This window comes from Chitinophaga varians, from assembly GCF_012641275.1.
Taxonomy (GTDB): domain Bacteria; phylum Bacteroidota; class Bacteroidia; order Chitinophagales; family Chitinophagaceae; genus Chitinophaga; species Chitinophaga varians_A.
On record NZ_JABAIA010000001.1, the window covers coordinates 2,542,340 to 2,564,184 of the forward strand.

Annotated in this window: 18 protein-coding genes; 6 read left to right on the plus strand and 12 right to left on the minus strand. The window is 47.4% G+C overall.

All coding sequences use genetic code 11. The features are described 5' to 3' along the window. Window positions 1-9: 9 nt before the first annotated feature. On the minus strand, window positions 10-408 hold the full coding sequence (locus HGH92_RS10340) for a MerC domain-containing protein (RefSeq protein ID WP_168870646.1): 399 nt from the start codon (window positions 406-408) through the stop codon (window positions 10-12). 222 nt (window positions 409-630) lie between these two features. Between HGH92_RS10340 and HGH92_RS10345 the strand changes: the two genes are divergently transcribed. Continuing rightward, a complete protein-coding gene (locus HGH92_RS10345) occupies window positions 631-1,257 on the plus strand; it encodes an SCO family protein (protein ID WP_168870647.1) in 627 nt (208 codons plus the stop codon). Between the two features lie 14 nt (window positions 1,258-1,271). Beyond that, window positions 1,272-1,706: a Fur family transcriptional regulator gene (locus tag HGH92_RS10350; protein ID WP_168870648.1), complete on the plus strand. Its 435-nt coding sequence runs from the start codon at window positions 1,272-1,274 to the stop codon at window positions 1,704-1,706. 122 nt (window positions 1,707-1,828) lie between these two features. Here HGH92_RS10350 and HGH92_RS10355 read toward each other — a convergent pair whose 3' ends face one another. From HGH92_RS10355 to HGH92_RS10365, 3 genes are all read right to left on the minus strand, one after another. Next, window positions 1,829-3,541 (minus strand): M3 family oligoendopeptidase, encoded by a 1,713-nt coding sequence (locus tag HGH92_RS10355; RefSeq protein ID WP_168870649.1) that lies wholly within the window; start codon window positions 3,539-3,541, stop codon window positions 1,829-1,831. 184 nt (window positions 3,542-3,725) lie between these two features. Continuing rightward, window positions 3,726-4,391: a DUF5606 domain-containing protein gene (locus tag HGH92_RS10360; RefSeq protein ID WP_168870650.1), complete on the minus strand. Its 666-nt coding sequence runs from the start codon at window positions 4,389-4,391 to the stop codon at window positions 3,726-3,728. A 95-nt stretch (window positions 4,392-4,486) separates the two neighbouring features. Further along, window positions 4,487-6,166, minus strand: a complete 1,680-nt coding sequence (locus HGH92_RS10365; RefSeq protein ID WP_168870651.1) for a lamin tail domain-containing protein — start codon at window positions 6,164-6,166, stop codon at window positions 4,487-4,489. A gap of 151 nt (window positions 6,167-6,317) precedes the next feature. On the opposite strand from HGH92_RS10365, the gene HGH92_RS10370 reads away from it, so the two are divergent. Continuing rightward, window positions 6,318-7,307 carry an aspartate-semialdehyde dehydrogenase gene (locus HGH92_RS10370; protein ID WP_168870652.1) on the plus strand — a complete coding sequence of 330 codons (990 nt, stop codon included), beginning with the start codon at window positions 6,318-6,320 and terminating at the stop codon, window positions 7,305-7,307. Window positions 7,308-7,622: 315 nt separating this feature from the next. Beyond that, window positions 7,623-7,874 (plus strand): hypothetical protein, encoded by a 252-nt coding sequence (locus HGH92_RS10375; RefSeq protein WP_078669459.1) that lies wholly within the window; start codon window positions 7,623-7,625, stop codon window positions 7,872-7,874. A 107-nt stretch (window positions 7,875-7,981) separates the two neighbouring features. On the opposite strand, the gene HGH92_RS10380 is transcribed toward HGH92_RS10375, so the two are convergent. The 4 genes from HGH92_RS10380 to uvrB all read right to left on the minus strand — a co-directional run bounded on the left by HGH92_RS10380 (window position 7,982) and on the right by uvrB (window position 14,163). Beyond that, the gene (locus HGH92_RS10380) at window positions 7,982-8,641 is read right to left on the minus strand and encodes a DUF2461 domain-containing protein (protein WP_168870653.1); all 660 of its coding nucleotides are present in this window, start codon (window positions 8,639-8,641) and stop codon (window positions 7,982-7,984) included. A gap of 313 nt (window positions 8,642-8,954) precedes the next feature. Continuing rightward, complete coding sequence (locus HGH92_RS10385) at window positions 8,955-10,037, minus strand: porin (RefSeq protein ID WP_168870654.1); 1,083 nt, start codon at window positions 10,035-10,037, stop codon at window positions 8,955-8,957. A gap of 276 nt (window positions 10,038-10,313) precedes the next feature. Beyond that, complete coding sequence (locus tag HGH92_RS10390) at window positions 10,314-11,702, minus strand: ammonium transporter (RefSeq protein WP_168870655.1); 1,389 nt, start codon at window positions 11,700-11,702, stop codon at window positions 10,314-10,316. Window positions 11,703-12,111: 409 nt separating this feature from the next. Further along, on the minus strand, window positions 12,112-14,163 hold the full coding sequence (gene uvrB / locus HGH92_RS10395; protein WP_168870656.1) for an excinuclease ABC subunit UvrB: 2,052 nt from the start codon (window positions 14,161-14,163) through the stop codon (window positions 12,112-12,114). Window positions 14,164-14,266: 103 nt separating this feature from the next. On the opposite strand from uvrB, the gene HGH92_RS10400 reads away from it, so the two are divergent. Further along, entirely contained in the window at window positions 14,267-15,058 is a 792-nt protein-coding gene (locus HGH92_RS10400) for a S1/P1 nuclease (protein ID WP_168870657.1), read from the plus strand. A 76-nt stretch (window positions 15,059-15,134) separates the two neighbouring features. Here the strand turns inward: HGH92_RS10400 and HGH92_RS10405 are convergent, their stop codons facing one another. Further along, a complete protein-coding gene (locus HGH92_RS10405; RefSeq protein WP_168870658.1) occupies window positions 15,135-16,058 on the minus strand; it encodes a PfkB family carbohydrate kinase in 924 nt (307 codons plus the stop codon). Between the two features lie 81 nt (window positions 16,059-16,139). Continuing rightward, on the minus strand, window positions 16,140-17,555 hold the full coding sequence (locus HGH92_RS10410) for an MATE family efflux transporter (RefSeq protein ID WP_168870659.1): 1,416 nt from the start codon (window positions 17,553-17,555) through the stop codon (window positions 16,140-16,142). 431 nt (window positions 17,556-17,986) lie between these two features. On the opposite strand from HGH92_RS10410, the gene HGH92_RS10415 reads away from it, so the two are divergent. Further along, on the plus strand, window positions 17,987-18,502 hold the full coding sequence (locus HGH92_RS10415; RefSeq protein ID WP_168870660.1) for a hypothetical protein: 516 nt from the start codon (window positions 17,987-17,989) through the stop codon (window positions 18,500-18,502). A 132-nt stretch (window positions 18,503-18,634) separates the two neighbouring features. Here the strand turns inward: HGH92_RS10415 and HGH92_RS10420 are convergent, their stop codons facing one another. Beyond that, window positions 18,635-20,692, minus strand: coding sequence for an OmpA family protein (locus HGH92_RS10420; protein WP_168870661.1), 2,058 nt, complete (start codon window positions 20,690-20,692; stop codon window positions 18,635-18,637). A gap of 60 nt (window positions 20,693-20,752) precedes the next feature. Further along, window positions 20,753-21,760: a PorP/SprF family type IX secretion system membrane protein gene (locus HGH92_RS10425; RefSeq protein WP_168870662.1), complete on the minus strand. Its 1,008-nt coding sequence runs from the start codon at window positions 21,758-21,760 to the stop codon at window positions 20,753-20,755. Window positions 21,761-21,845 lie beyond the last annotated feature (85 nt).

The following is a 21,845-nucleotide window of genomic DNA, read 5'->3' on the forward strand; positions in this document are numbered from 1 at the left end:
ATAATATAGTTAGTGATGCTTATGTATCCTGCAATAGCGGCGATGGCGCTGATTGAGCAGGTGCGCGCCAACGATAGCGCCGGCTCCGATGCATATCAGGGTGTATTCCCAGGAGGCCGCGGCGGTCCAGAAATGTCCGGCCAGCAACAGGGCAAAACCCGCAATAAACAGTAACAGTGGCAACAGCCGGCGGTGGTGGCGCAGGTACCCCTGGCCCAGGGCCAGCACGCCTATGCCAAAGGAAAACAGCAACAGGCAATACTCCAGCAACGTGTTTTCCGTTATTTCCATTCCCAGTAGCGGAAGCGCAGCAAATACCAGCGGCAGCAGCGCGCAATGTACCGCACAGATCATAGAAGCCCCTATTCCTATCATGTCCAGATTCATTCTTCTAAATATATTCTCCACCTTACCTGAATTTTGATCCTGTCACAAAACTATGTAATTTTGCAACAATGTTGCAAATAAAAAACAACTCGATTTGAACATATTTTTAAAAATAATTTCTAATCGGTTGATCATCTATCTAAAACAGGGTAAAATAGCTTTACATGATTCGTGTCTGTCAAACAAGTGTTACCTTTGTGCATTGACTAATTTTTGACGTTAAACAGCGGGGATTTTTCACCTATGTCTAAGAAAGCGATCTTATATATTGTATTTTTTACCGTGCTGAGCCTCGGATTTCTGGGATATGCCGGTTATGTTATTAAAGGGGAAAGAGGTACTTTTCTGGGTAAGGAAAAATTGCCGGTCCTCGGCGCACCGGGGCATACCGTTCAGGGCTTTTCCTTTACAGACCAGGACGGCCATACCAAAAGCAAGGCAGACGTGCAGGGCAAAATTTATGTAGCGGAATATTTTTTCACTACCTGTACCGGTATTTGTCCGAAGATGAATGCCAATATGGAAAAAGTATACGCGAAATATAAAGACAAACCGAACTTCCTGATCCTGTCACATACGGTAGATCCCGAACATGACAGCGTTCCGGTATTAAAAGCCTACGCCGAAAAACATGGTGCAGACTCCAAAAACTGGTGGTTCCTCACCGGTAGCAAAAAAGAGCTGTACGCACTTGCCCGTCAGGGTTACCTGGTGGATGACGGCACCTACACCGGCGACGAAGACTTTGTACACACGCAGTGGTTCGCACTGGTAGACAAAACCGGGCAGATACGCGGCCTGTACGAAGGCACCAAAAAACAAGACGTAGACAAACTGATTGACGATATAGACCGATTAATGGAAGAATAAAAGTTTTTTTCATCATGGGTACCAAACAACAATTAACAGAGAGAATCAGCGCCTTACTGCGGGACAGCAAATTGAGCATAACAGATACCAGAGTGAAAATTCTGGAGTTGTTCATGAAAAGTAACGGAGCACTTGAACATAGTGACTTTGAAAAACTCGCGGGCAAGTCATTTGACCGTGTGACAGTATACCGTACCCTGCAGACATTTCTTGAAAAAGGTATTATCCATAAGATACCGACCACAGATACCTCTGTACGTTACGCTGTATGCAAATCGGAATGTACAGAACATCACCATCATGACCATCACATACATTTCAAATGCGAAACCTGCGGTAACACTACCTGCCTGGATGAAACCGATGTGCCCAGCATACAGCTGCCGAAAGGTTATGCCATGCACAACGTGGAAGTAGTGGTAAACGGTGTCTGTAAATCCTGTAAATAATTCAGGAATTTTTTGATTTCCGATTTTTGATTTCCGAATAAAAAAAGCGAGGACCGATACGATAGTCGTGTTGGTCCTCGCTTTTTTATTATCAATTTTTTATTCACGAAATCAAAAAATCCCTAAATTTTTTCTATCTCGCTTTTCATAAAATCAGCCAGCTCTTTGATGTATGCCGGAGACAGGTCAAACCGGATACCGGCAGCTCTATATAATTCAGGCAATGTTTTGGTGCTTCCTAAACTTAACGCCCGTACGTAGTTATCGAGTGCCTGTTGTTTGTTTTCCTTGAACTGCTTCCACATAGCGATAGCCCCCAGTTGAGCGATACCGTATTCAATGTAATAGAAAGGCACTTCAAAGAGGTGCAACTGCCGTTGCCAGTTGGCGGCGCGGTAGTCTTCATATCCGCTCCAGTCCACCACGTCGGGAGAGAACTCGTTCAATATTTCCAGCCATTTGGCAGTACGTTCTTCTGTAGTATGTTGCGGATGTTCATATACCCAGTGTTGGAATTTATCGATTGTTGCAATCCACGGGAAAATGGTCAGTGACCTTTCCAATTGTTGAAGACGGGCGCGGCGCAATTCTTCTTTATTATCGAAGAAAATATCCAGATAATCCATTGCCATCAGCTCCATGCTCATACTGGCCACTTCAGCGATTTCCATTGGATATTCTTTAAAGGCGCTCAGCGGCAGGTTATGGCTCAGGAAAGAGTGAACAGCATGTCCACCTTCGTGTACCATGGTGGTAACGTCGCTCATCTGGCCGGCTGCGTTCATGAAGATAAAAGGCACACCGGTTTCCGCCAGTGGGCAGTTGTATCCTCCGGGAGCTTTACCGATGCGGCTTTCCAGATCGAGGCGGCCTATTTTCTTCATTACCCGCAGGCAATCTCCAAAGAAAGGCCCCAGCTGGTCGAAGATTTCGATTGTTTTAGTGATCAGTTCCTCTCCGGTCTGGAAGGGTTCAAGCGGCTTTACGCCTACTGGTTCCGCTTCTGTGTCCCATGGCTTCAGTTTGTCCACCTTCAGTTTAGCCTGCTGTTTTTCCAGTATTTGTTGTACCAGCGGCAGGATATGTGTTTTCACGGCTTCATGGAACAGGAAACAGTCTTCTTTGGTGTAATCAAAGCGGCCCAGTTCCACGAACTTATAATCGCGGTAGTTGGCGAAGCCTGCATTTTTAGCTACCATGTCCCGTTTTTGTACGAGGCTGGTGTACAGCGTGTCCAGTGCTTCGCGGTCCTGGAGGCGGCGGGCGGCGGTTTTCCCGAATACTTCCTCTCTCAGCGCGCGGTCTTCATTTTTCAGGAATTTGGCCGCCTGTTGCAGCGTATATTCCTGACCGTTAACAGAGATGGTCATTTTGCCGGAAATAACGCCATACTGCTGTGCTGTTACGCTCAGTTCAGCCTGCAGGGGAATATTCTCTTCGCGGAAAAGTTTCACCTGTTTCTCTACGTTGCGCAGATAGGTTTTATACAGGTCCTGGTCCAGTTCTTTCAGGAAGGGACTGCCCAGCAGTTTTTTATTGATGGCGTCTGCATAGGGTTGCAGGCGGGGCTGTATCTCCATGCAGAAGTAGGTGAAAGCATCTTCCAGTTCTTTATTGGTGGTATCGCAGGTCATTTTGATCTGGCGCCAGCAGGCGTCTTCGCTGACCACCGCTTCCAGTTCGCTGACGTCTTTCAGCCATTGTTCCAGGTCTGCCACGCTGTTGATGTCTCTTTGCTGCAGCGCTTCATAGTATGGCTGCAGGGCGTCCCAGGTAGTCACTTCAAACGTTTCCGGCAGAAAGTGACGGGGGAGTTTTTTTATATCTGCGTTCATGTGCTGATGTTTTACTGAATTTTTCGGATTTGGAATTTAGTCAATTTACCTCAATTCCCACAAATGAATCAGGCTTCCGTTACAGTGAAGTACTGTATGCGGAAGCCTGAAAGATATTGCTGACTTTCGAATTTTCTGATTTTCGAATTTAAATCCGAAGATCAAAAAATTTCTACATCGAAAATTACTCTTCTGTTTTTTTCTTGCGGGGTTTAGCCGCTTTTTTAGGTTCTTCACCTTCGGCAGCAGGAGCATCTTCTTTTTTAGCTTTTGCTTTCTTAGGTGCTTTTTCCTCTTCGCCTTCAGCTGCAGCAGCTTTTTTAGCGCGGGCTTTCTTAGGCTTTTCTTCGCCGGCGGCTTCTTCAGCAGCAGGTTCAGCAGCTTTTTTCTTTTTAGCAGGAGCCGGAGCTTCTTCCACTTCCACCGCTTCTTCCGCTACCTCTTCACCTTCGGCCAGGATTTCCTCAAACTTCAGCAGATCGTTCGCTTTGAGGATACCAAACCATTTCACCATTTTCTTCATATCGCTCACATATACCCTTTCGTCGTCGAATTCAGGATATACGTTTTTGAAATAAGCTTTGATCGCGTTATTATCTGCTTTACCGTCAATCAGCGGAAAAGCAGCCGCTTTTTCGTCCATGGCTTTGAATACTTCAGCCAGGTTTACGTTTTCACCGGTAGTGAAAACTTCGATACTTTCCAGTGGAGTAAAATTATGCACGCGGGAAGATACAAACCTTGTGCTTTTATCTTCCAGTGACCTAACGATGGCGCCATCTTGTTTGCTGGCAATTAACTGAAACAAACCGCCCAATCCGGTTACTGCAACAATTTCTCTGTACTGCATGTTCTAATTTTTAGGAAGCGCAAATATAAATAATTATAATAGATTGCCCGCTGACAAATTTTCACCTTGAAAATGCCGTCAGCAAAGGGCTGGCATCAATTCAACTTTCGTGCCATGACCAGGGGCTGTTTCCAGCGTTTGACCCGGCCTTTGAGGTCAAATATTTCAATAAAAAATATATAAATACCTGGCGGCAAAAGTACTTTATTTTCTCCAAATCCATCCCAGTAGAGATTTCCTTTATTTCCCATTGTCATATTCCGCGCCAGGTAACGGATTGGACGGCCGTCGGCAGTAAAGACCGTTACGTTGCCCACCCATTCGGCATGGGGGAGCGTCCATTGCAACACCGCGCGATTGGTGGCGGTCGCATCGTCCGGACAAAACACTGCCGGTTCCAGCGTAACCCGGGCATTGTCTGTCATATCAGGCCATATGTGGGAGTTGGCGTATCCCGGTGTGGCATATCCGGCGGAAGCAGCCGCTGATATCCAATTAACGGTATGGCCGCTGTCTCTCCGTTCCAGGGCCACGCCTTTCGGCTGACTTGCCAACGGAAAATGAAAATCTGGCAGGTAACGCACCTCATCCAGCACAGTACTGTCGGCAAGTAACAGCAGCGTCCCGCCCTCTGCGGGCATAGAGGGCAGACTGGCGATCTCCTGGATATTTTCAGGGCTGGCGCAGTGATAGTAACCACACAGGCGGTCGGCCGCTGTAGTAATGGCCAGCCACTGCCCGGGCATCAGCAGGCGGCTGCCGGCAGCCAGTCTTTTTTTGGGACCTGGTTGCCCATCTGCCTTTCTGACGCAAAGAAAAATATGTTCCAGGCTAACAGCGTGCGTGCCGCGGTTATATAGTTCTATAAACTCCGGTATGCCTGCGGGCGGGTCAAACAACAGTTCATTGATGACCAGCTCCCCCAAAACCGGCGACTGTGGCCGGGAAAACGGCAGGCTGTTTTTAATGCCGCTTTCGTTCCCTGCACAATCGGAAATGCCATTTACGGCCACTGTGCCCGAATCTATTGCCGATGCCAGCCGGAGGGCTACAATGTTAAACAACGGGGGCAGTACTGTCACAGCAGCCACAGGAGAAGAGCCGACCCGATAACCGGCCGGGGAAGCCGCTTTCAGGCTGTCAAGCGTTTTACTGAAATGAAGCAGGAGGTGGAGGCTATCGGGCATCTCTATAAAATAAAGGTCCGGCCGGGTATCCTCTGTGATATGCCCGGCCACTGAATTATAGGCCCCTGGCGTACCTCCCGCCGGGGAGGAAGAAGCCGCCCAGTTTATTTTACCGCCACAGGGCAGCGACGGGTCTATCATTTCAAGGCTGCGGCCTGCCCGGGAGGCGGCGGGCAGCACATACCAGGAAGGTGTGTAAGCCACTGCATGCATCACTTCCCGGCGGTTATTATATAACACTACCAGCCCGGTGTCGTCGGGCAGGACCGGAAACCGGTCCACCTGTAACACATTAGTCCCTGTAAAGCCTGCCGCCGCGGGACAGAGCAGCAACAGGCTGTCCGGCTGCAGTAAATAAGACGGTAGGGCGACTTCCCGCTTATTCACTGCCAGTGTCCAGTGCTGCAACTGGACAGCGCGGCGGCTTCTGTTGCGCAGCTCAATGTATTCAAAAGGCGGCAAACCTGCAACGGACGAGGGTTTTATCATCATCTCGTGAATCACGACGTCATAAACAGGGACAGCGGCCGTGTCGCTGCCCGACGCAACCTGCCACAGCAGGGCGATACAAACAATGGGTATATTCATGGTGCAGTTGGGGGTTAAGCCTCAAACATACAGGTAATCTGCCAGTTGTATGTTAATGCCGTCTTAACGCTGAATAAATACCTTCGATTGTTATGAAAAGCGGTGCGTATATATTAATTTTGGGACTCCAAAAATTAAAATGTAAAACAAAATGAAAGTTGCCGTAGTAGGAGCGACCGGTCTGGTAGGCTCAAAAATGTTACAGGTGTTGACAGAGCGGAATTTCCCTGTCACAGAATTGATTCCCGTGGCTTCTGAGAAGTCCGTAGGTAAGGAAGTAACATTTAAGGGTAAGACCTGGAAGGTGGTGAGCGCTGATACGGCTATTTCCATGAAACCTAATGTGGCTATTTTCTCTGCCGGCGGCAGCACCTCCCTGGAGTGGGCGCCTAAATTTGCGGCAGCAGGCATTACTGTCATCGATAACTCCAGCGCCTGGAGAATGGACCCGGATAAAAAACTGGTCGTTCCGGAAGTAAATGGTGATGCGCTCACACAGGAAGATAAAATTATTGCGAATCCTAACTGTTCTACCATACAGATGGTGCTGGTGCTGAAGCCCCTGCACGAAAAATACAAGATTAAAAGAGTGGTGGTGTCCACTTACCAGTCTGTAACCGGTACCGGCGTAAAAGCTGTTACCCAGTTGATGAACGAAAGACAAGGCATCAGCGGGGAGATGGCATATGCATATCCGATTGACCTGAACGTTATTCCTCAGATCGACGTGTTTCTCGATAACGGCTATACGAAAGAGGAGATGAAGATGGTGAACGAGACTAAGAAAATTATGCGCGACGATACCATCAAAGTAACGGCTACGACTGTACGCATTCCGGTAATGGGTGGGCATAGCGAAGCAGTGAACATCGAATTTGAAAACGATTATGATGTCAATGAAGTTCGTACGCTGCTTTCCCAGACGCCTGGTGTGATCGTGGTAGATGATCCGTCCAGGGCGCAATACCCGATGCCGAAGGATGCACACGACAAAGACGAAGTGTTCGTTGGCCGTATCCGCCGCGATGAAACACAGCCTAACACTGTAAATATGTGGATTGTGGCGGATAACCTGCGTAAAGGTGCTGCTACCAATGCTGTGCAGATTGCGGAATATTTGCAACAAAAGAATTGGTTGTAATCATACTGTCGTGCTATGTAATTGTGTGCCGTAATGCACCCTAAACGTAGTCCCGCGTATGGCTATACGAAAAACGAAATCATAACTCCTTAAAAGCAAGCGTCTTATCGCTTGCTTTTTTTTGAATATTTCACAATAGCATAACACACAAAGTGTAAAAATTACACGGAAGTAGTATTGATTTGTGGCTTATAAAATCCAATTTTGATAACATAATCCTATGCCAACTAAGCTTTTTGCAAAAAGAGTAGTCCAATTTTAGAGAGATGCCGGATATTTTCGTTATTTTCTAATCAGAAAACACCCTTTAGTCCTATGAAAACCAACACCAATCGTGAGCTTTTGTTAATGCACAAGTTTACTGAAGAGTGGAGCACCAATTTTTCATCTCAGGTGTCCAGAATCATGAATATCGTGGACCAGCAGGACACACTGGATGGAATAATTCCTACCATCGAGGTGGCAAATGTTTACAATCAGCGGTTTGCCCACGCGCGTACAGACAAGGAGAATTTACTGAAGAACAGAAAAGCGCGTCCGTTTGAATTTCTGATTCACAAAAACTAATCATTTAGTCATTTTTCCATTTTGTTATTTGGCTATTTAAAGCCTATGCCAGGCCCATCTACCCAATGCGATAGTTAAATAATAAAATGAAAAAATGACTAAATGGGTCAGTCCATTGCACGGTTAATGAATGCAATCAGCGGTTGCATGAGCGCAAATGTTTTTAGGATTTCCCGGACGAGTGATGGCTGCAGGCAGGCATCATCCGTAATGGGGTGTGATACAATGAGGCTTTTTAATTTCAGGTAGGCTATAGCGGGATTATCGCTCTGATATCCCTGGGGTACCGTCTTGAGGGCGTCGCCTTCTACCTTTCCGAAATGTTTGATAAAACCCTTATTGGCGATGATGCGTTCAAACTCGTCAAAGTTGTAGTCGATTTCCTGCCGCACTTTTTTCAGCTCAGGGGCAGGTGGCATCCAGAGGCCGCCGCCGGCGAAGCTATTGCCGCCCGGTTCCAGGTGAAAATAATAGCCCGCAAGGGTAGACTTCTTTCCGCCAGCCTGAAAGGATGCGGCCATATTTATTTTGTAAGGCGTCTTATCTTTCGAAAACCTAACGTCTTTGTATATACGAAATACGCAATCTTTCAACTGCAGTCCGGCAAGCGTGGCGTCCTGTTTGGCCATACCATCTATCAGTTGCTGGACCATGCTTTCAAAATCTGCTTTGGCAGTCAGATACTGATCCCGGTGCTCATCGAACCAGACCTTATTATTATGCTGTTTCAGTGATTTTAGAAATTTCAACGTGGAAGGCTGTAACATTGGTTATACTTTTTTTATAGCAAGATAATACATGCGGCTGATAAAATTTCCCCGGGCTGAAGCCCGGGGCTACGATCTGTTTCAACAGTCCGGTCTTGCGATAACCCAAAAGTGCAGAGGTGTATGAGATAACAGGCTGAAGCCTGCGGCCACAATGTTTCAAATATCAGATCTTGCGATAACGCGGAGGTGCAGAGGTGTATGATATGACCGGAAAATACAAAACTGCAAAAGAGGCCGGCCTTTTGAGCCCGCCTCCTTCACAGCAAGGGTTTCCCAGTCTCTCTTTCCTACATTAGTCAGATTTTGGTTATTAAAAGTGGTAAACAGCGGCAAACAGTACATTTGCCGTAACATCGGCGGGTGTTCCACCGGATTTATTGAAAATATCCACAGACGCTTTATCTACTCTGAATTCAGGGATAATGGTCAGGTTTCCTGCCTTATAATTAAGGGATAGGGTACCAGCCACTACATTACCTCCACCCGGCACGGCGCCAAATACTTTCACGCCGTCTTTATCGCTGAAATATTCTCCCCGGAGCGTGAGTCCAACTTTTTGGGTAAAATCACAATTCACATACAGGGCAGAACCCCACCAGTTGGCACTGCTGCGCTCTTCTTTAGGTGCACGGGTATTGAGGTAAGTGCTGTAGGTACCGTTGTAACCCAGTCCCAGCACCTTATTTACCTGATAGGTGGCTACCACATCTACCTGATGGTTCTGTACGCCGAGCGTATCTTTTCCTTCGAGATAGTTGAGATAAAGTTTGATGGGCGTTTCGGCAGGGGCGAAGCCCAGCTGTGCGCCTATATATTTATGACTGTTTAAGGTGACTGATTTAAGATCGGTAGGATTAAACACGCCTACCATCGCGCTCAGGGAGGAACTGAGGGTGATATCTGCTTTTACGCCGGTATTAAAAAACGGCCCGTAGCTGAACATATAACTCATGCTATAGTTCCGGTTCTGGTAAGCATCTACCAGCTCATATCCTACATGGGTAGCGTAACTGCCCAGGCTCAGCTTTACTTTCTCTGTCAGCTGATAGGACACATATAATTGCTTGATGGCCATTGACAGGCCGTTTGACGGTGACGGCGGTTCATTATAGGAGAATTCACCAGCCCTTTTTCCGAAGCCGAGATCGGCTACTATGCTACCTTTTTTAAATCCATGCTCTACTTTAAGCGAAACCATTCCCAGTTCAAAGGAGTTATGGGAATTGGTGAAGCTGGTTTTATTATCTGTATAATTACCGTTCAGGTTATATTTATAATAGACGTCCGCAGAACCTGAAATTTTGAATGCCGGTGCCGGCAGGGTGTCGGAAGATTGAGACCAGGCAACAAAGGAGTTACCCATAACAAATAAGGTCGTTAGCATTCGTTTCATGTACTTATAGTTTGGTTGATAAAATGGTAAGCAATGATGCGGCCTTCTCCTGCGGATTGTTTTGGGGACATGTGTGCGTACTTGCGCGTGCTGATGCTACATAGTTAGGAATGGATAATTAAGAAAGCGTTTCACTATTTACAGCATGCTATCTCATTAATTATCCATTCCAGATCTTTCAAACGATATTGTCTATACGTCTTAATAAAATTGATAAAGGTCAGAATCGAACTCAAAGAACTTACTATCACGGAGGGTCATCACTGGTGCAGCTTTTCAGGAGTGCACCAGTTCTTCTTCTTTGAGTGATCCGTTGTCGGTTACACTCAGCATGGCAGGATGATAGTGTTCATTGTGCTGGGTAGCGTCCAGACCGAGTGCTTCTTCGTCTTCAGTAACCCGCAGCGGATGGATGAGGTTGATCAGTTTGAAGATAGCATAAGACACGGTGAAGCTGTAAGCCACTACCAGTAACAGTCCCAGCACCTGATTTTTGAACAGTTCGAAGTTTCCGTAGAACCAGCCGTTGTTGCCGCCTTCGTTGATAGCCTTGGTAGCGAAGATGCCGGTCAACAGCATGCCTACCATACCACCGAGTCCATGACAGGGGAACACGTCCAGTGTGTCGTCGATGCTGGTTTTTGATTTCCAGTGAACTGCCATATTAGAAACAATGGCAGCAATAAAGCCGATGAATATGCTTTGCGGGATAGCAACATAGCCGGCTGCCGGTGTAATAGCCACCAGGCCTACTACTGCGCCGATGCAGAAACCGAGCGCCGATGGTTTTCTTCCACGGATCACATCAAAGAAAACCCAGGAAAGGCCCGCAGCTGCAGTAGCCGTATTGGTAGTGGCAAAAGCGGTGGCCGCCAGAGCATTGGCACCCAGTGCAGAACCGGCGTTGAAACCAAACCAGCCAAACCACAGCAAACCAGTGCCTAACAGTACAAAGGGAATATTTGCAGGCTGCAGTTCTTTCTTTTCAATATGGTCTTTTCTGCGTTTCAGCACCAGGGCACCCGCGAGGGCAGCGCAACCAGCAGAGATGTGTACCACTGTGCCGCCGGCAAAGTCCAGTACACCCAGCTTAAAGAGAATACCATCCGGATGCCAGGTCCAGTGTGCAATAGGAGCATATACCAGGACGCTGAACAGCACCATGAACAGTACATAAGAAGTAAAACGAATTCTTTCCGCTACTGCACCTACCACCAGCGCCGGCGTGATGATGGCGAACTTCATCTGGAAGAGCGCAAACAACAACAACGGGATTGTGGGAGCCAGGCTCCAGGGAGCGCCGGAACCAACATGGTTAAACATAAAATATGTAGAAGGAGAACCGATAATGCCATGATAAGACTTTCCAAATGCCAGGCTAAACCCAACAACTACCCATACTATGCTGATCAACCCGGTTGCAATAAAACTCTGCATCATGGTAGAGATCACATTTTTCCGGTTCACCATACCTCCATAAAAGAAGGAAAGGCCGGGAGTCATCAAAAACACCAAAGAAGAGGCTACAAGAATCCAGGCGATGTCAGCCGTATTATATTTACTAACATCTGAAAAATTGGGGAGAGCTGGAATAAAAATTCCAATTACTGCTATTACCGCCAGAAAAATAAAGGGGAGATAGTCTTGGAATGAACTTTTCTTCATAGCATTTGATTTTTAAATTTCTTAAATAAAAGTAGATATGAAATTTAAAACATCAAATAGAAGGGCCTAAAAATAGAATTATTTGAATAATCGCTATTAAAATTAGGATTAACTCAATCATATACCAATAAATAATAATATCAATCTTTTATTCTATTGCTACGGGGTACATTTTGCAATCGATATCATAAACATAATAAACTCTTAATCAATTAATTACAAATCAACCTAAGAGGCTTAAGTTTTTTTCAATAAAATCAGGGAGAGGTGTTACTATGATTAGCTATAATCCTTTACAGTAAATTGTTTATCAACTTTATACACATATATAATATATCACTGGATTCTTAATTTTTCCAGTGATATATTATAAATAATTCTATATAACTTTTTAAAAACGGAGGACGATTTAATGTTTCATATCCTGCAATTCCCGCTCCATCGCAAACATCTGGTCGCGTAAACGGGCAGCTTCCATAAAGTCGAGGTCTTTTGCCGCTTTTTCCATGTCCTTCTTCACTTTCTGAATAGCTTTTTCCATCTGCGGAATCGTTTTGGCCGAAGCTGTCGTTTCTTTGGCCAATTGTACAGCATCTTCCGCTACCAGCGACACGTCATGCACGGCATAAGGAGAGGACTCGTCAAAATGTTTGATTTCCAATACTGATGTTTGTCCGAGTATCTGCTCCTTGCTCTTACGCACTGTCCTTGGCGTAATATTATGTTCCACATTATACGCCGCCTGTTTTTCCCGGCGACGCGTGGTTTCATCAATCGTACGCTGCATACTGTCCGTGATATGGTCCGCATAGAAGATCACCAGCCCGTCTACGTTACGCGCAGCACGACCGGCCGTCTGCGTCAGCGAACGCTCATCACGCAGGAAGCCTTCTTTGTCGGCATCCAGAATAGCCACCAGCGACACCTCCGGAAGATCAAGCCCTTCCCTCAGCAGGTTCACGCCCACCAGTACGTCGATATTTCCTAAACGCAGGTCGCGCAATATCTCGATACGCTCCAGCGTATCCACCTCAGAGTGGATGTAACGCGACTTAATATTAATACGTCCCAGGTATTTGTCCATCTCTTCAGCCATCCGTTTGGTCAGCGTAGTCACCAGCACACGGTCGCCTTTCAGCACCCGCTTATCTATTTCATCCAGGAGGTCGTCCACCTGGTTCACGCTCGGACGTATTTCAATAGGTGGCTCCAGCAGGCCCGTCGGACGGACCACCTGTTCCACCACAATACCTTCTGTCTTTTTCAGCTCATAATCGCCCGGAGTAGCACTCACGAAGATGGCCTGGTTCACCATGTTCTCAAACTCATAAAAATTGAGCGGCCTGTTGTCCATCGCTGAAGGCAGGCGGAAACCGAATTCCACGAGGTTTAGCTTACGGGAACGGTCGCCACCATACATACCGCCAATCTGCGGAATGGTCACGTGGCTTTCATCGATCACCAACAGAAAATCCTTCGGGAAATAATCCATCAGGCAGAATGGACGGGTACCAGGCTTACGGCGGTCCAGGAAACGGGAATAGTTCTCAATACCGCTACAGTAGCCCAGCTCACGGATCATCTCCACATCATAGTTTACTCTTTCGGACAATCGTTGGGCTTCTATCAGTTTCCCGTTGGATTTAAAATATTCCACCTGGGCATGCAGTTCGTCCTGTATTTCGTAGATCACCTGCTGCATGATGTCTTTAGGCGCAAGGTACAGGTTGGCCGGGAAGATGGCCGCATTGTCCATGGTACCGATACGTTTTCCGTTCTGTACATCGAAGCTTTCTATTTCTTCAATTTCATCACCAAAGAAGGTAATACGGTAACCATAATCCACATAAGGCAGGTTGATGTCTACCGTATCGCCCTGTACGCGGAAATTCCCCCTGTTAAAATCGCCGGTAGTACGGCTGTACAGGGAATTCACCAGTCCATGGAGGAAGGCGTTCCGGCTAAAGGTCTGTCCCTGGTGGATACGGATAATCCCGTTTTCATATTCGGTGGGGTTACCCATACCATAAATACAGGAAACGCTGGCCACCACAATAATATCACGGCGTCCGGAAAGCAGGTTGGACGTGGCCCTCAGTCGTAACTTGTCCAGTTCTTCATTGATGGCGAGGTCCTTTTCTATATAGGTATCGCTCACCGGCATATATGCTTCAGGCTGGTAGTAATCATAGTAGGACACGAAATATTCCACCGCATTCTCCGGGAAAAATTGTTTAAGTTCTCCATATAACTGGGCAACCAGGGTCTTGTTGTGGGTCAGCACCAGGGTAGGGCGCTGTACATTCTGGATGACGTTGGCCACCGTAAAGGTTTTTCCCGATCCGGTCACCCCTAAAAGTGTCTGATATTGTTCACCTTCCAGTACTCCTTCAGTCAATTGTCTGATAGCTTCCGGCTGGTCACCAGCGGGAGCATAAGGCGCATGTATCTTAAATGGCATATTGAAAATTTCATTTGAGCAGTATGTAAAAATACTAAAATGACACATGTCAAAGTGTTAAAAAAAGAGCTTTACTTTTGCCCTTTCAATCACTGACTTACTCATGAGAAAAAAGATCCTGACAGGCCTGATTCTGGCCTTTTTACTTCCTTTAGCCAGCTTTGCCTGGGGGCCTAACGGGCACCGCATTGTAGCAGAGATTGCCTGGCAGCACCTGACGCCACAGGCTAAAAAAGCCATTGCCAACATCCTGGGCCGCCAAAGCCTGCCTATGATCGCTAACTGGCCTGATTTCATCAAATCCGACACTACACACCAGTACGACCATACCAACAAATGGCACTATCTCGATTTTCCGGCCAATATCAGCCGCGCGGAATTTGACAGCCTCCTGAAAGCAGCCACCGGTGAAAACCTGTACACTCAAACACAGGCGATGGTCCGTGACCTGAAAAACAAACAGCTGACCAAAGAAAAGAAGCTTTTTTCCCTCACCTTCCTCGTACATATGCTGGGCGATATGCACCAGCCGCTGCACGTCGGGCGTGATGAAGACATGGGCGGCAACAAAATCAATGTCATGTGGTTCAACCAGCCATCCAACCTGCATCGCGTATGGGATGAACAACTGATCGACTTTCAGCAGCTCAGCTACACGGAATATACCAAAGCTATCGACATCGCCACTCCTGCGCGGGTCAAAGCCCTGCAAAGCGGCACTATCGCTGACTGGATGTTTGAGTCTCACCTGCTGGCAGACAAAGTGTACGGCTACACTAACCCGGACGCTAAACTCAGTTACCGCTACAACTATGTGTTTGTGGAAGACATGAACAACCAGCTCCTGAAAGGAGGCCTGCGCCTCGCCACCATCCTGAACGGGATCTTCAAATAATTTCCTCCGGGCTATCATATAAAAGGAGCGGCCAACCTGAACAGGTTGGCCGCTCCTTTTATATGACTTATCTGGCCTATACCAGGTCGATGTCGAAGTTTACCAGCTGTACAAACTGTTCCAGACGGGCATTCAGTTCTTCATGCGTTACTTCTGTCAGGCGGGAAGTACCAAATTTTTCCACGCAGAAGGACGCCATAGCAGAACCTACGATGATCGCGGTCTTCATGTTTTCGAAGGAGATATCGCGGGTTTTCGCCAGGTAACCGATAAAACCACCTGCGAAGGTGTCACCGGCGCCGGTTGGGTCGTATACCTCGTCCAGCGGCATAGCCGGAGCGAAGAACACATGGTTTTCGTGGAAGAGCAGCGCACCATGTTCACCTTTTTTGATGATCAGGTAGCGGGGGCCCATGGTCAGAATTTTTTTGGCCGCTTTCACCAGAGAGTATTCACCGCTCAACTGACGTGCTTCGCTATCGTTCACCATCAGCAGGTCTACTTTCTTCAGCACTTTCAGCAGGTCTTCCATGGCCACTTCCATCCAGAAGTTCATGGTGTCCATTACGATGAGCTTAGGGCGGACCGTCAGCTGGTCAATTACACTCATCTGTACCTGCGGTGTAAGGTTCCCCAGGATGAGGAATTCGCTGCCCTGGTAGCTTTCCGGGATAACCGGATTAAAGTCCGCCAGTACGTTCAGGTCAGTCACCAGCGAATCGCGGGTGTTCATGTCCATGTGGTATTTACCGGACCAGTAGAAAGATTTTTCGCCTTTCTTCACCTGTACTCCGTCTAATGCCACACCTCTGGCAGTCAGCGCGTCCAGCTCAGCCTGTGGGAAATCTTCACCCACCACGGAAACCTGGTTAACCGGTTGTACAAAATTAGAAGCAGCCCATGCGATATAGGTGGCGGAACCGCCAATGATTTTTCCTGATTTACCAAAGGGCGTTTCAATTTCATCAAACGCCATTGTGCCTACGACTGTAAGAGCCATGTTACTTTCCTGAAGTTTATTAGTTTAAAATTTAATACAAAACCAGGCAAAGGTAACATCTTCCGGAGAAAGGAAAAAAGGTTAAATCTTTACCTGTTTCCAAGTACCGCGGCGGAATAACAGTACCCCTGCTACAGCCATCATGGACTCCGCAATCGCAATAGCCCAGAAAACGCCCTGAGGGCCCCAATTGAGCCATATCGACAAGGAATAGGCCAGCGGCACCTGGAACATCCACAGCGCCACCAGATTGATCAGGGTGGGCGTACGGGTGTCGCCGGCACCGTTAAACGACTGGGTAATTACCATCCCGTAAGCATAAAACACATAGCCAAGGCTCATCAGGCGTAAACATTGGACGCCATAGCCGACCACATCGGCCTCCGGAGTGAATAATTTAATGATCGCCGGAGCACCTGTCAGGAAAACAAGGCCCACGACCCCAAGAAAGACCATATTCAGGAAAGCCGCGCGCCACACCGACTTTTCAGCCCTGTCCGGCTGTTGTGCGCCCAAATTCTGCCCTACCAGGGCCGCCGCTGCGTTGGCCATGCCCCATGCCGGCAAAATCGTAAAAATCACCACCCGGATGGCGATCGTATAGCCTGCCACCGCGTCTTTTCCGAAATAAGATATAATCCTCACCAGGAAAATCCAGCTGGCAGAAGCGATCAACATCTGCGCAGTGCTGCCTGCAGCGAGCTTCAGGACAGATACGATCGTGTTCCAGGCAGGCGACAGCTGCTGCCTGGTAATACGGATCAGGTCTTTTCCTCTTACCAGATGATACACCTGGTAACAGACACCGGTACCACGGCCAATGAAAGTAGCCAGGGCAGCCCCTTGCAGCCCCATGGCCGGCACCGGTCCCCAACCGTTGATCAGCAGCGGACAGAGTATGATATTCAACCCGTTGGCCAGCCACAGCGAACGCATAGCCAATGCTGCATCACCAGCGCCCCGGAAAATACCGTTGATCAGGAATAACAATACAATCACCACGTTGCCGGCCAGCAATATTTTCGTATAACCAGTACCGTAGTCAGCCACTTCTACCGAAGCTCCCATCAGTAATAAAATATCTCGGGAAAAAAGAAATCCGATAACGCTGATGATCACCGAGAGCACCAGCGCCACATACAGCGCCTGCATCGCGGCATGGGCCGCTTCCTCATGGTTCTTTTCACCGGTACGCCGCGCTACCACAGCCGTAGCAGCCATACTTAGCCCCATGGCGAAAGTGTATACCAGCGTTAATACAGATTCCGTTAAACCAACCGTGGTAATGGCATTCACACCCAGATGGCTGACAAAGAAAATGTCCACCACCGCAAACAACGATTCCATGGCCATCTCCAGCACCATGGGAATAGCCAGTAAAAATATAGCCCGGTTGATACTCCCGGTCGTAAACTCTTTTTCTGTTCCGGCAACAGCGATACGAAACAGTTCAAAAAAATGAACTACACGTAGCCGTGCCTGTTTAAAGAAAGGCATGTCCAATATGTTAAAAATGTAAACTCAGTGCCTGCAAGCAGCCACCATTAAGCATTCAGGAGGGAAGGGCAAACGCGGAAGGACCACGTTTAAATTAGTCTTTCATATGCTATCATTTTTACACCAGTACGATGTAAAACAAAAGTAGCCGTTTTTTTGAAAAGTGCAAATTCCGTAAAGGCACGAAAACCGTTGTTGCAACGCTTACCTGGCATGCTTCCATAAATTACATTCCGTTAAAATCAATACAGACAACCTGCTGACACATTACAGGCAATACCTGTCCGACTATTTTTGTAAAATGGTTGTAACATTTACTACTGTCCTTCGTTTAACATCCCAGTAGGCAGCGCGCTAAGCCTTTTAAGGAAACCAATAACAACAGGAAACCTAAGTCAACTAACCAATTAACCTTTTGTAAAACAAACATTATGTTTAAGTTTCACCAACACGCTCTCAAAGCGGGAGTCGTAGCTGCTACTGTACTGGGCATCGCTTTCACCGCCTGCAACAAGGATGACGGTCCTCCTGCTCCACCTGCACCGCGCAGCACCACTTTCAAGCTACGTGGCACTGGCACTGACGCAGCCCGGGAAACAGGTTTCATTACTGTTCTCGAAAATAGCGACAGCTCCATCAACGTAACTTTATCCCTGGGAAAAAACAAGAAAGACACCACCCATCAGGTATATTTCATTGGCGGTAGCTACACCGCCCCTACAACTGATACACTGCAAGCCCTCGATGCAAAAGGCAACGGCGCAGCACTGACAGTGGAACTGTTTAAAAATGTGAAAAAGATCAGCTTACGGCAGGCCGGCGGCGCTACCAAAGAAATACCTTTCAAATACAATGACGCTATTGCCTATGCAGGCCATCTCAAGGTAAAACACAGCCGTTTCTCCACAGATACGATTGCGATTGGCAATTTCGGCAAATCCAACTAAACGCTTTATACCACTTAAAACTGTTCTGGTATAGTGTGATGAAAAGAAATAGCCGGCATTACGCCGGCTATTCTCCTGTTTTTTATTAGGATATGGAAAAGTAATCCGGGACAGGTCCCGCTTACTTTTGTTCTATTGTGACGACTGATTTTCGCTGGTATTATTTGTCAGCACAGGCATTTGTTTGCGCAACACTTTAAATTCCGTACGCCTGTTTTTCTGACGGCCTTCCGGATTGTCTTTGTGGTTAGGCTGTGAATTGGGGGCAATAGGACGGGACTTGCCGTATCCTTTTGCGATCAGCCTTTGAGAAGAAACGCCTCTGCTGATCAGGTAATCCACGCAGGACTGTGCACGGGCCTGGGACAGTTTCAGGTTAAATTTATCAGATCCCACACTGTCTGTATGTGCAGACATTTCAATCATCAGTTTGGGGTTGTCGTTTAGCATGTCCACAACGGTATCCAGTACTATTTTGGATTCAGGGCGCAGCGTCGCTTTACCAAAATCATAGTAGATGTTGTTCAGGACAATTGGTTTCTCTACTTCATAGTGTTTGAGGCAGAGGGTTGGATTGTCGAGAGAATCTACCCTGGTAAGTTCATCTGATTTAAAGTAAAGGCTCTTGGTGAAATAGTTCTCTTTCTCAGCAATGATTTTATAATAACGCTGCGGATCTACTTCAAAGGAGTAGCGGCCGGTAGCGTCAAGTGTTATTTTGCTCAGTGTTTTCTGTCTTACCGTGTCCAGCAGCGTGATGGTCGCCCCGGCCAAAGGCTGGCGGGTATCACAGTCCACGATCAGGCCACTGGCCATTTTCCGGACCCTTTTGATGCTAAACACTTCCAGGCAACAAACGGACTCACGGTCAGAGCTGATAAATCCCTCTGCAAAAGGATGCGCATTGTCCATTGCAGTATAATAGATATCATCTTTAGGAGAGTTCAGGGGTTTGCCCATATTCACGGGAGTAGACCAGGAACCAAAATCACCTTCGCTCTGGAAGAAATCCAGTCCGCCGAGGCCTACGCGGCCGTCTGAACTGAACACGAGCACATTTTTCTCAGCATCATAAAATGGCGCCTGTTCTTCATCTTTCGTGTTGATAGTAGTCCCCATATTGCGGGCATTGCCAGGAGCATTGCTGTTCATCACACAATACCAGATATCGTATTTACCCATACCACCGGGCCTGTTGGAGGCAAACAGCAGGTACCTGCCATCAGCTGTGATATAAGGCTGCATGGAGTTATAACCGTCCATATTGATATTGCTGCCCATCTTTTGCGGCTCTGTCCAGCTACCGTTTTGTTTTGTACTTAGGTAGATGGCGGCCTGTTTCACGCCGTCTTTGACTGACCAGCGGGTCATGTACATCGAGTTACCGTCCGGGGAGATGGAAGATACGCCCTGATCATATCCTTTGGCCGCCGGTATATTCAGCTTTTGGCTGCTGCTAAAATCGCTGCCGGTGCCACTGGCCGTATAGAGGTCGTTTACGTAAGGTGTGCCTTTTTTGTCCTTCTTCTTTTCAGCAGGCTGTTTAGCAGGCAATGACGGCGTTTCCGCACGGGAAGAAGTAAACATCAGCGTATTGGGGCCCATCACCACCGGCGCGTAGTTGGCGCCGCCTTCGTTCACATTACCGGACAGTTTGGCAATGGTATAGCGGGGTTGTTTGCTGGCTTCGCTCAAAGCAAATTCACAGTTGGCGATTTCCAGCGGCACGCGGGTAGACAACTCATCTGCGCCGGTATAACTGGATTTAAATTCATTGAACTGTTTAAGCGCCTCTTCATACTTCCCGTTAGCTCTCAGACATACGCCGTACCAGTATTTGGCTTGTATATATTGAGGGTTGTTGAATCCCACCACCTGGGAATACCAGGTTTCAGCGTTCCCGAAATCATGGTAAAGCCGGTAGGATTCCGCCAGCCGGGACACCACCTGTTGATAGTCTTTAAACTTACCGCTGGGAGGAGCTGCGTTGGCGATAGCATATGGCAATATCTGTTCCGGTTTTACCTTGAAGGTGCCCAGGGCTTTATTATAATACTGTGCTGCCGAATAATAGTCCTTGGCGTTGTAATATACGTCTGCCGTATGCTTGAAATCAACTACGTATTGCGCCTGTATCGAATTAATCAGTCCTGCAAAAATTACCAGTACAAGAAGTGTAATTTTTTTCATGAAGGTTCTAATTTAAATAATGTATCCACTTCTGTTATATCCACTTATGTGACGTTATCCTTATAATCTCGGGCAGATGAAGTATTCTTCATTCAGCACCCTTCTTTTCCTGCTGATAAAGGAAAGGGAAATTTCAAAGCTCTGGCTGCCGTTGACAAGGCGACGCATATTCGATGTATTGGCGTCATAGCTGAGGCCAAGGACAAATCCTTTGAAATGGAAGCCGGCAAAAGGAATGACGGCATCATTAAAACGGTAGTTGCCGCCTACCAGGAAATCAAAATCGGGGTTTACCAGCAGTTGGGCATACATACCCGCCACTACTTCTTCGGCGTTGCCCTGACGCATATAAAGGCCTGTAGGGGTGAGGCTTACTGTTTCATTGAGTTTTATTTTGGTACCGCCATGTACGAGGTAACGTACCGGCAGCTTCTTTTCTTCCCCTGAGCTGGCGAAAGGATCTTTCGGGCCGGTGAGGTGTGCCGCTGCAAACCCTACGAAGGGATTGAGCATATGATTAGGATTACCATCGAAGAACATGGCGCCGGCGCCGGCATCAAAAACGGTGGAGGAAGTGGTTGTCACATTTTCACCATTGGCAATACTGGGATCGAAGCCGATGGTAGGCTTATATTGACTACCGGTCTGGAACTTGGCCGGATCTACACGGCGGTTGATAATACCGGCCTGGATACCAAATACGATCTGGCTGGTTTTAGTCTGACCAAACCGTACGCCGGTATAGGATACATTGGCCATGGCGTTGAAGTAATTATATCCGGCATCACCGGCAGACATATTGAGAACATTGAGGCCTACTCCAATATTCTTGTCAGTGGCAGCATCTACGGAAACACCGGCGGTAGAGAAGGGTTTTCCATAGTTCGCCCATTGGTTACGGTAATTTCCTGACACCCTGTAATCTCCGTCAATTACGCCTGTCAGCGCCGGGTTCAACCAAAGCGGGTAAGCATAATACTGGGAAAAATGAGGGTCTACCTGGGCAAAAGACTGCCAGGGCAACAAACTGCTCCACAAAAGTACTGCAACAATTAAGATCCTTTTCATAGGAACATTTTTTACTTGTTCAAAATTGGCCGGGGTGCAAACCGGTGCCTGGCATGCACCCCGGCTAGTTCTTTATTTGATTAAT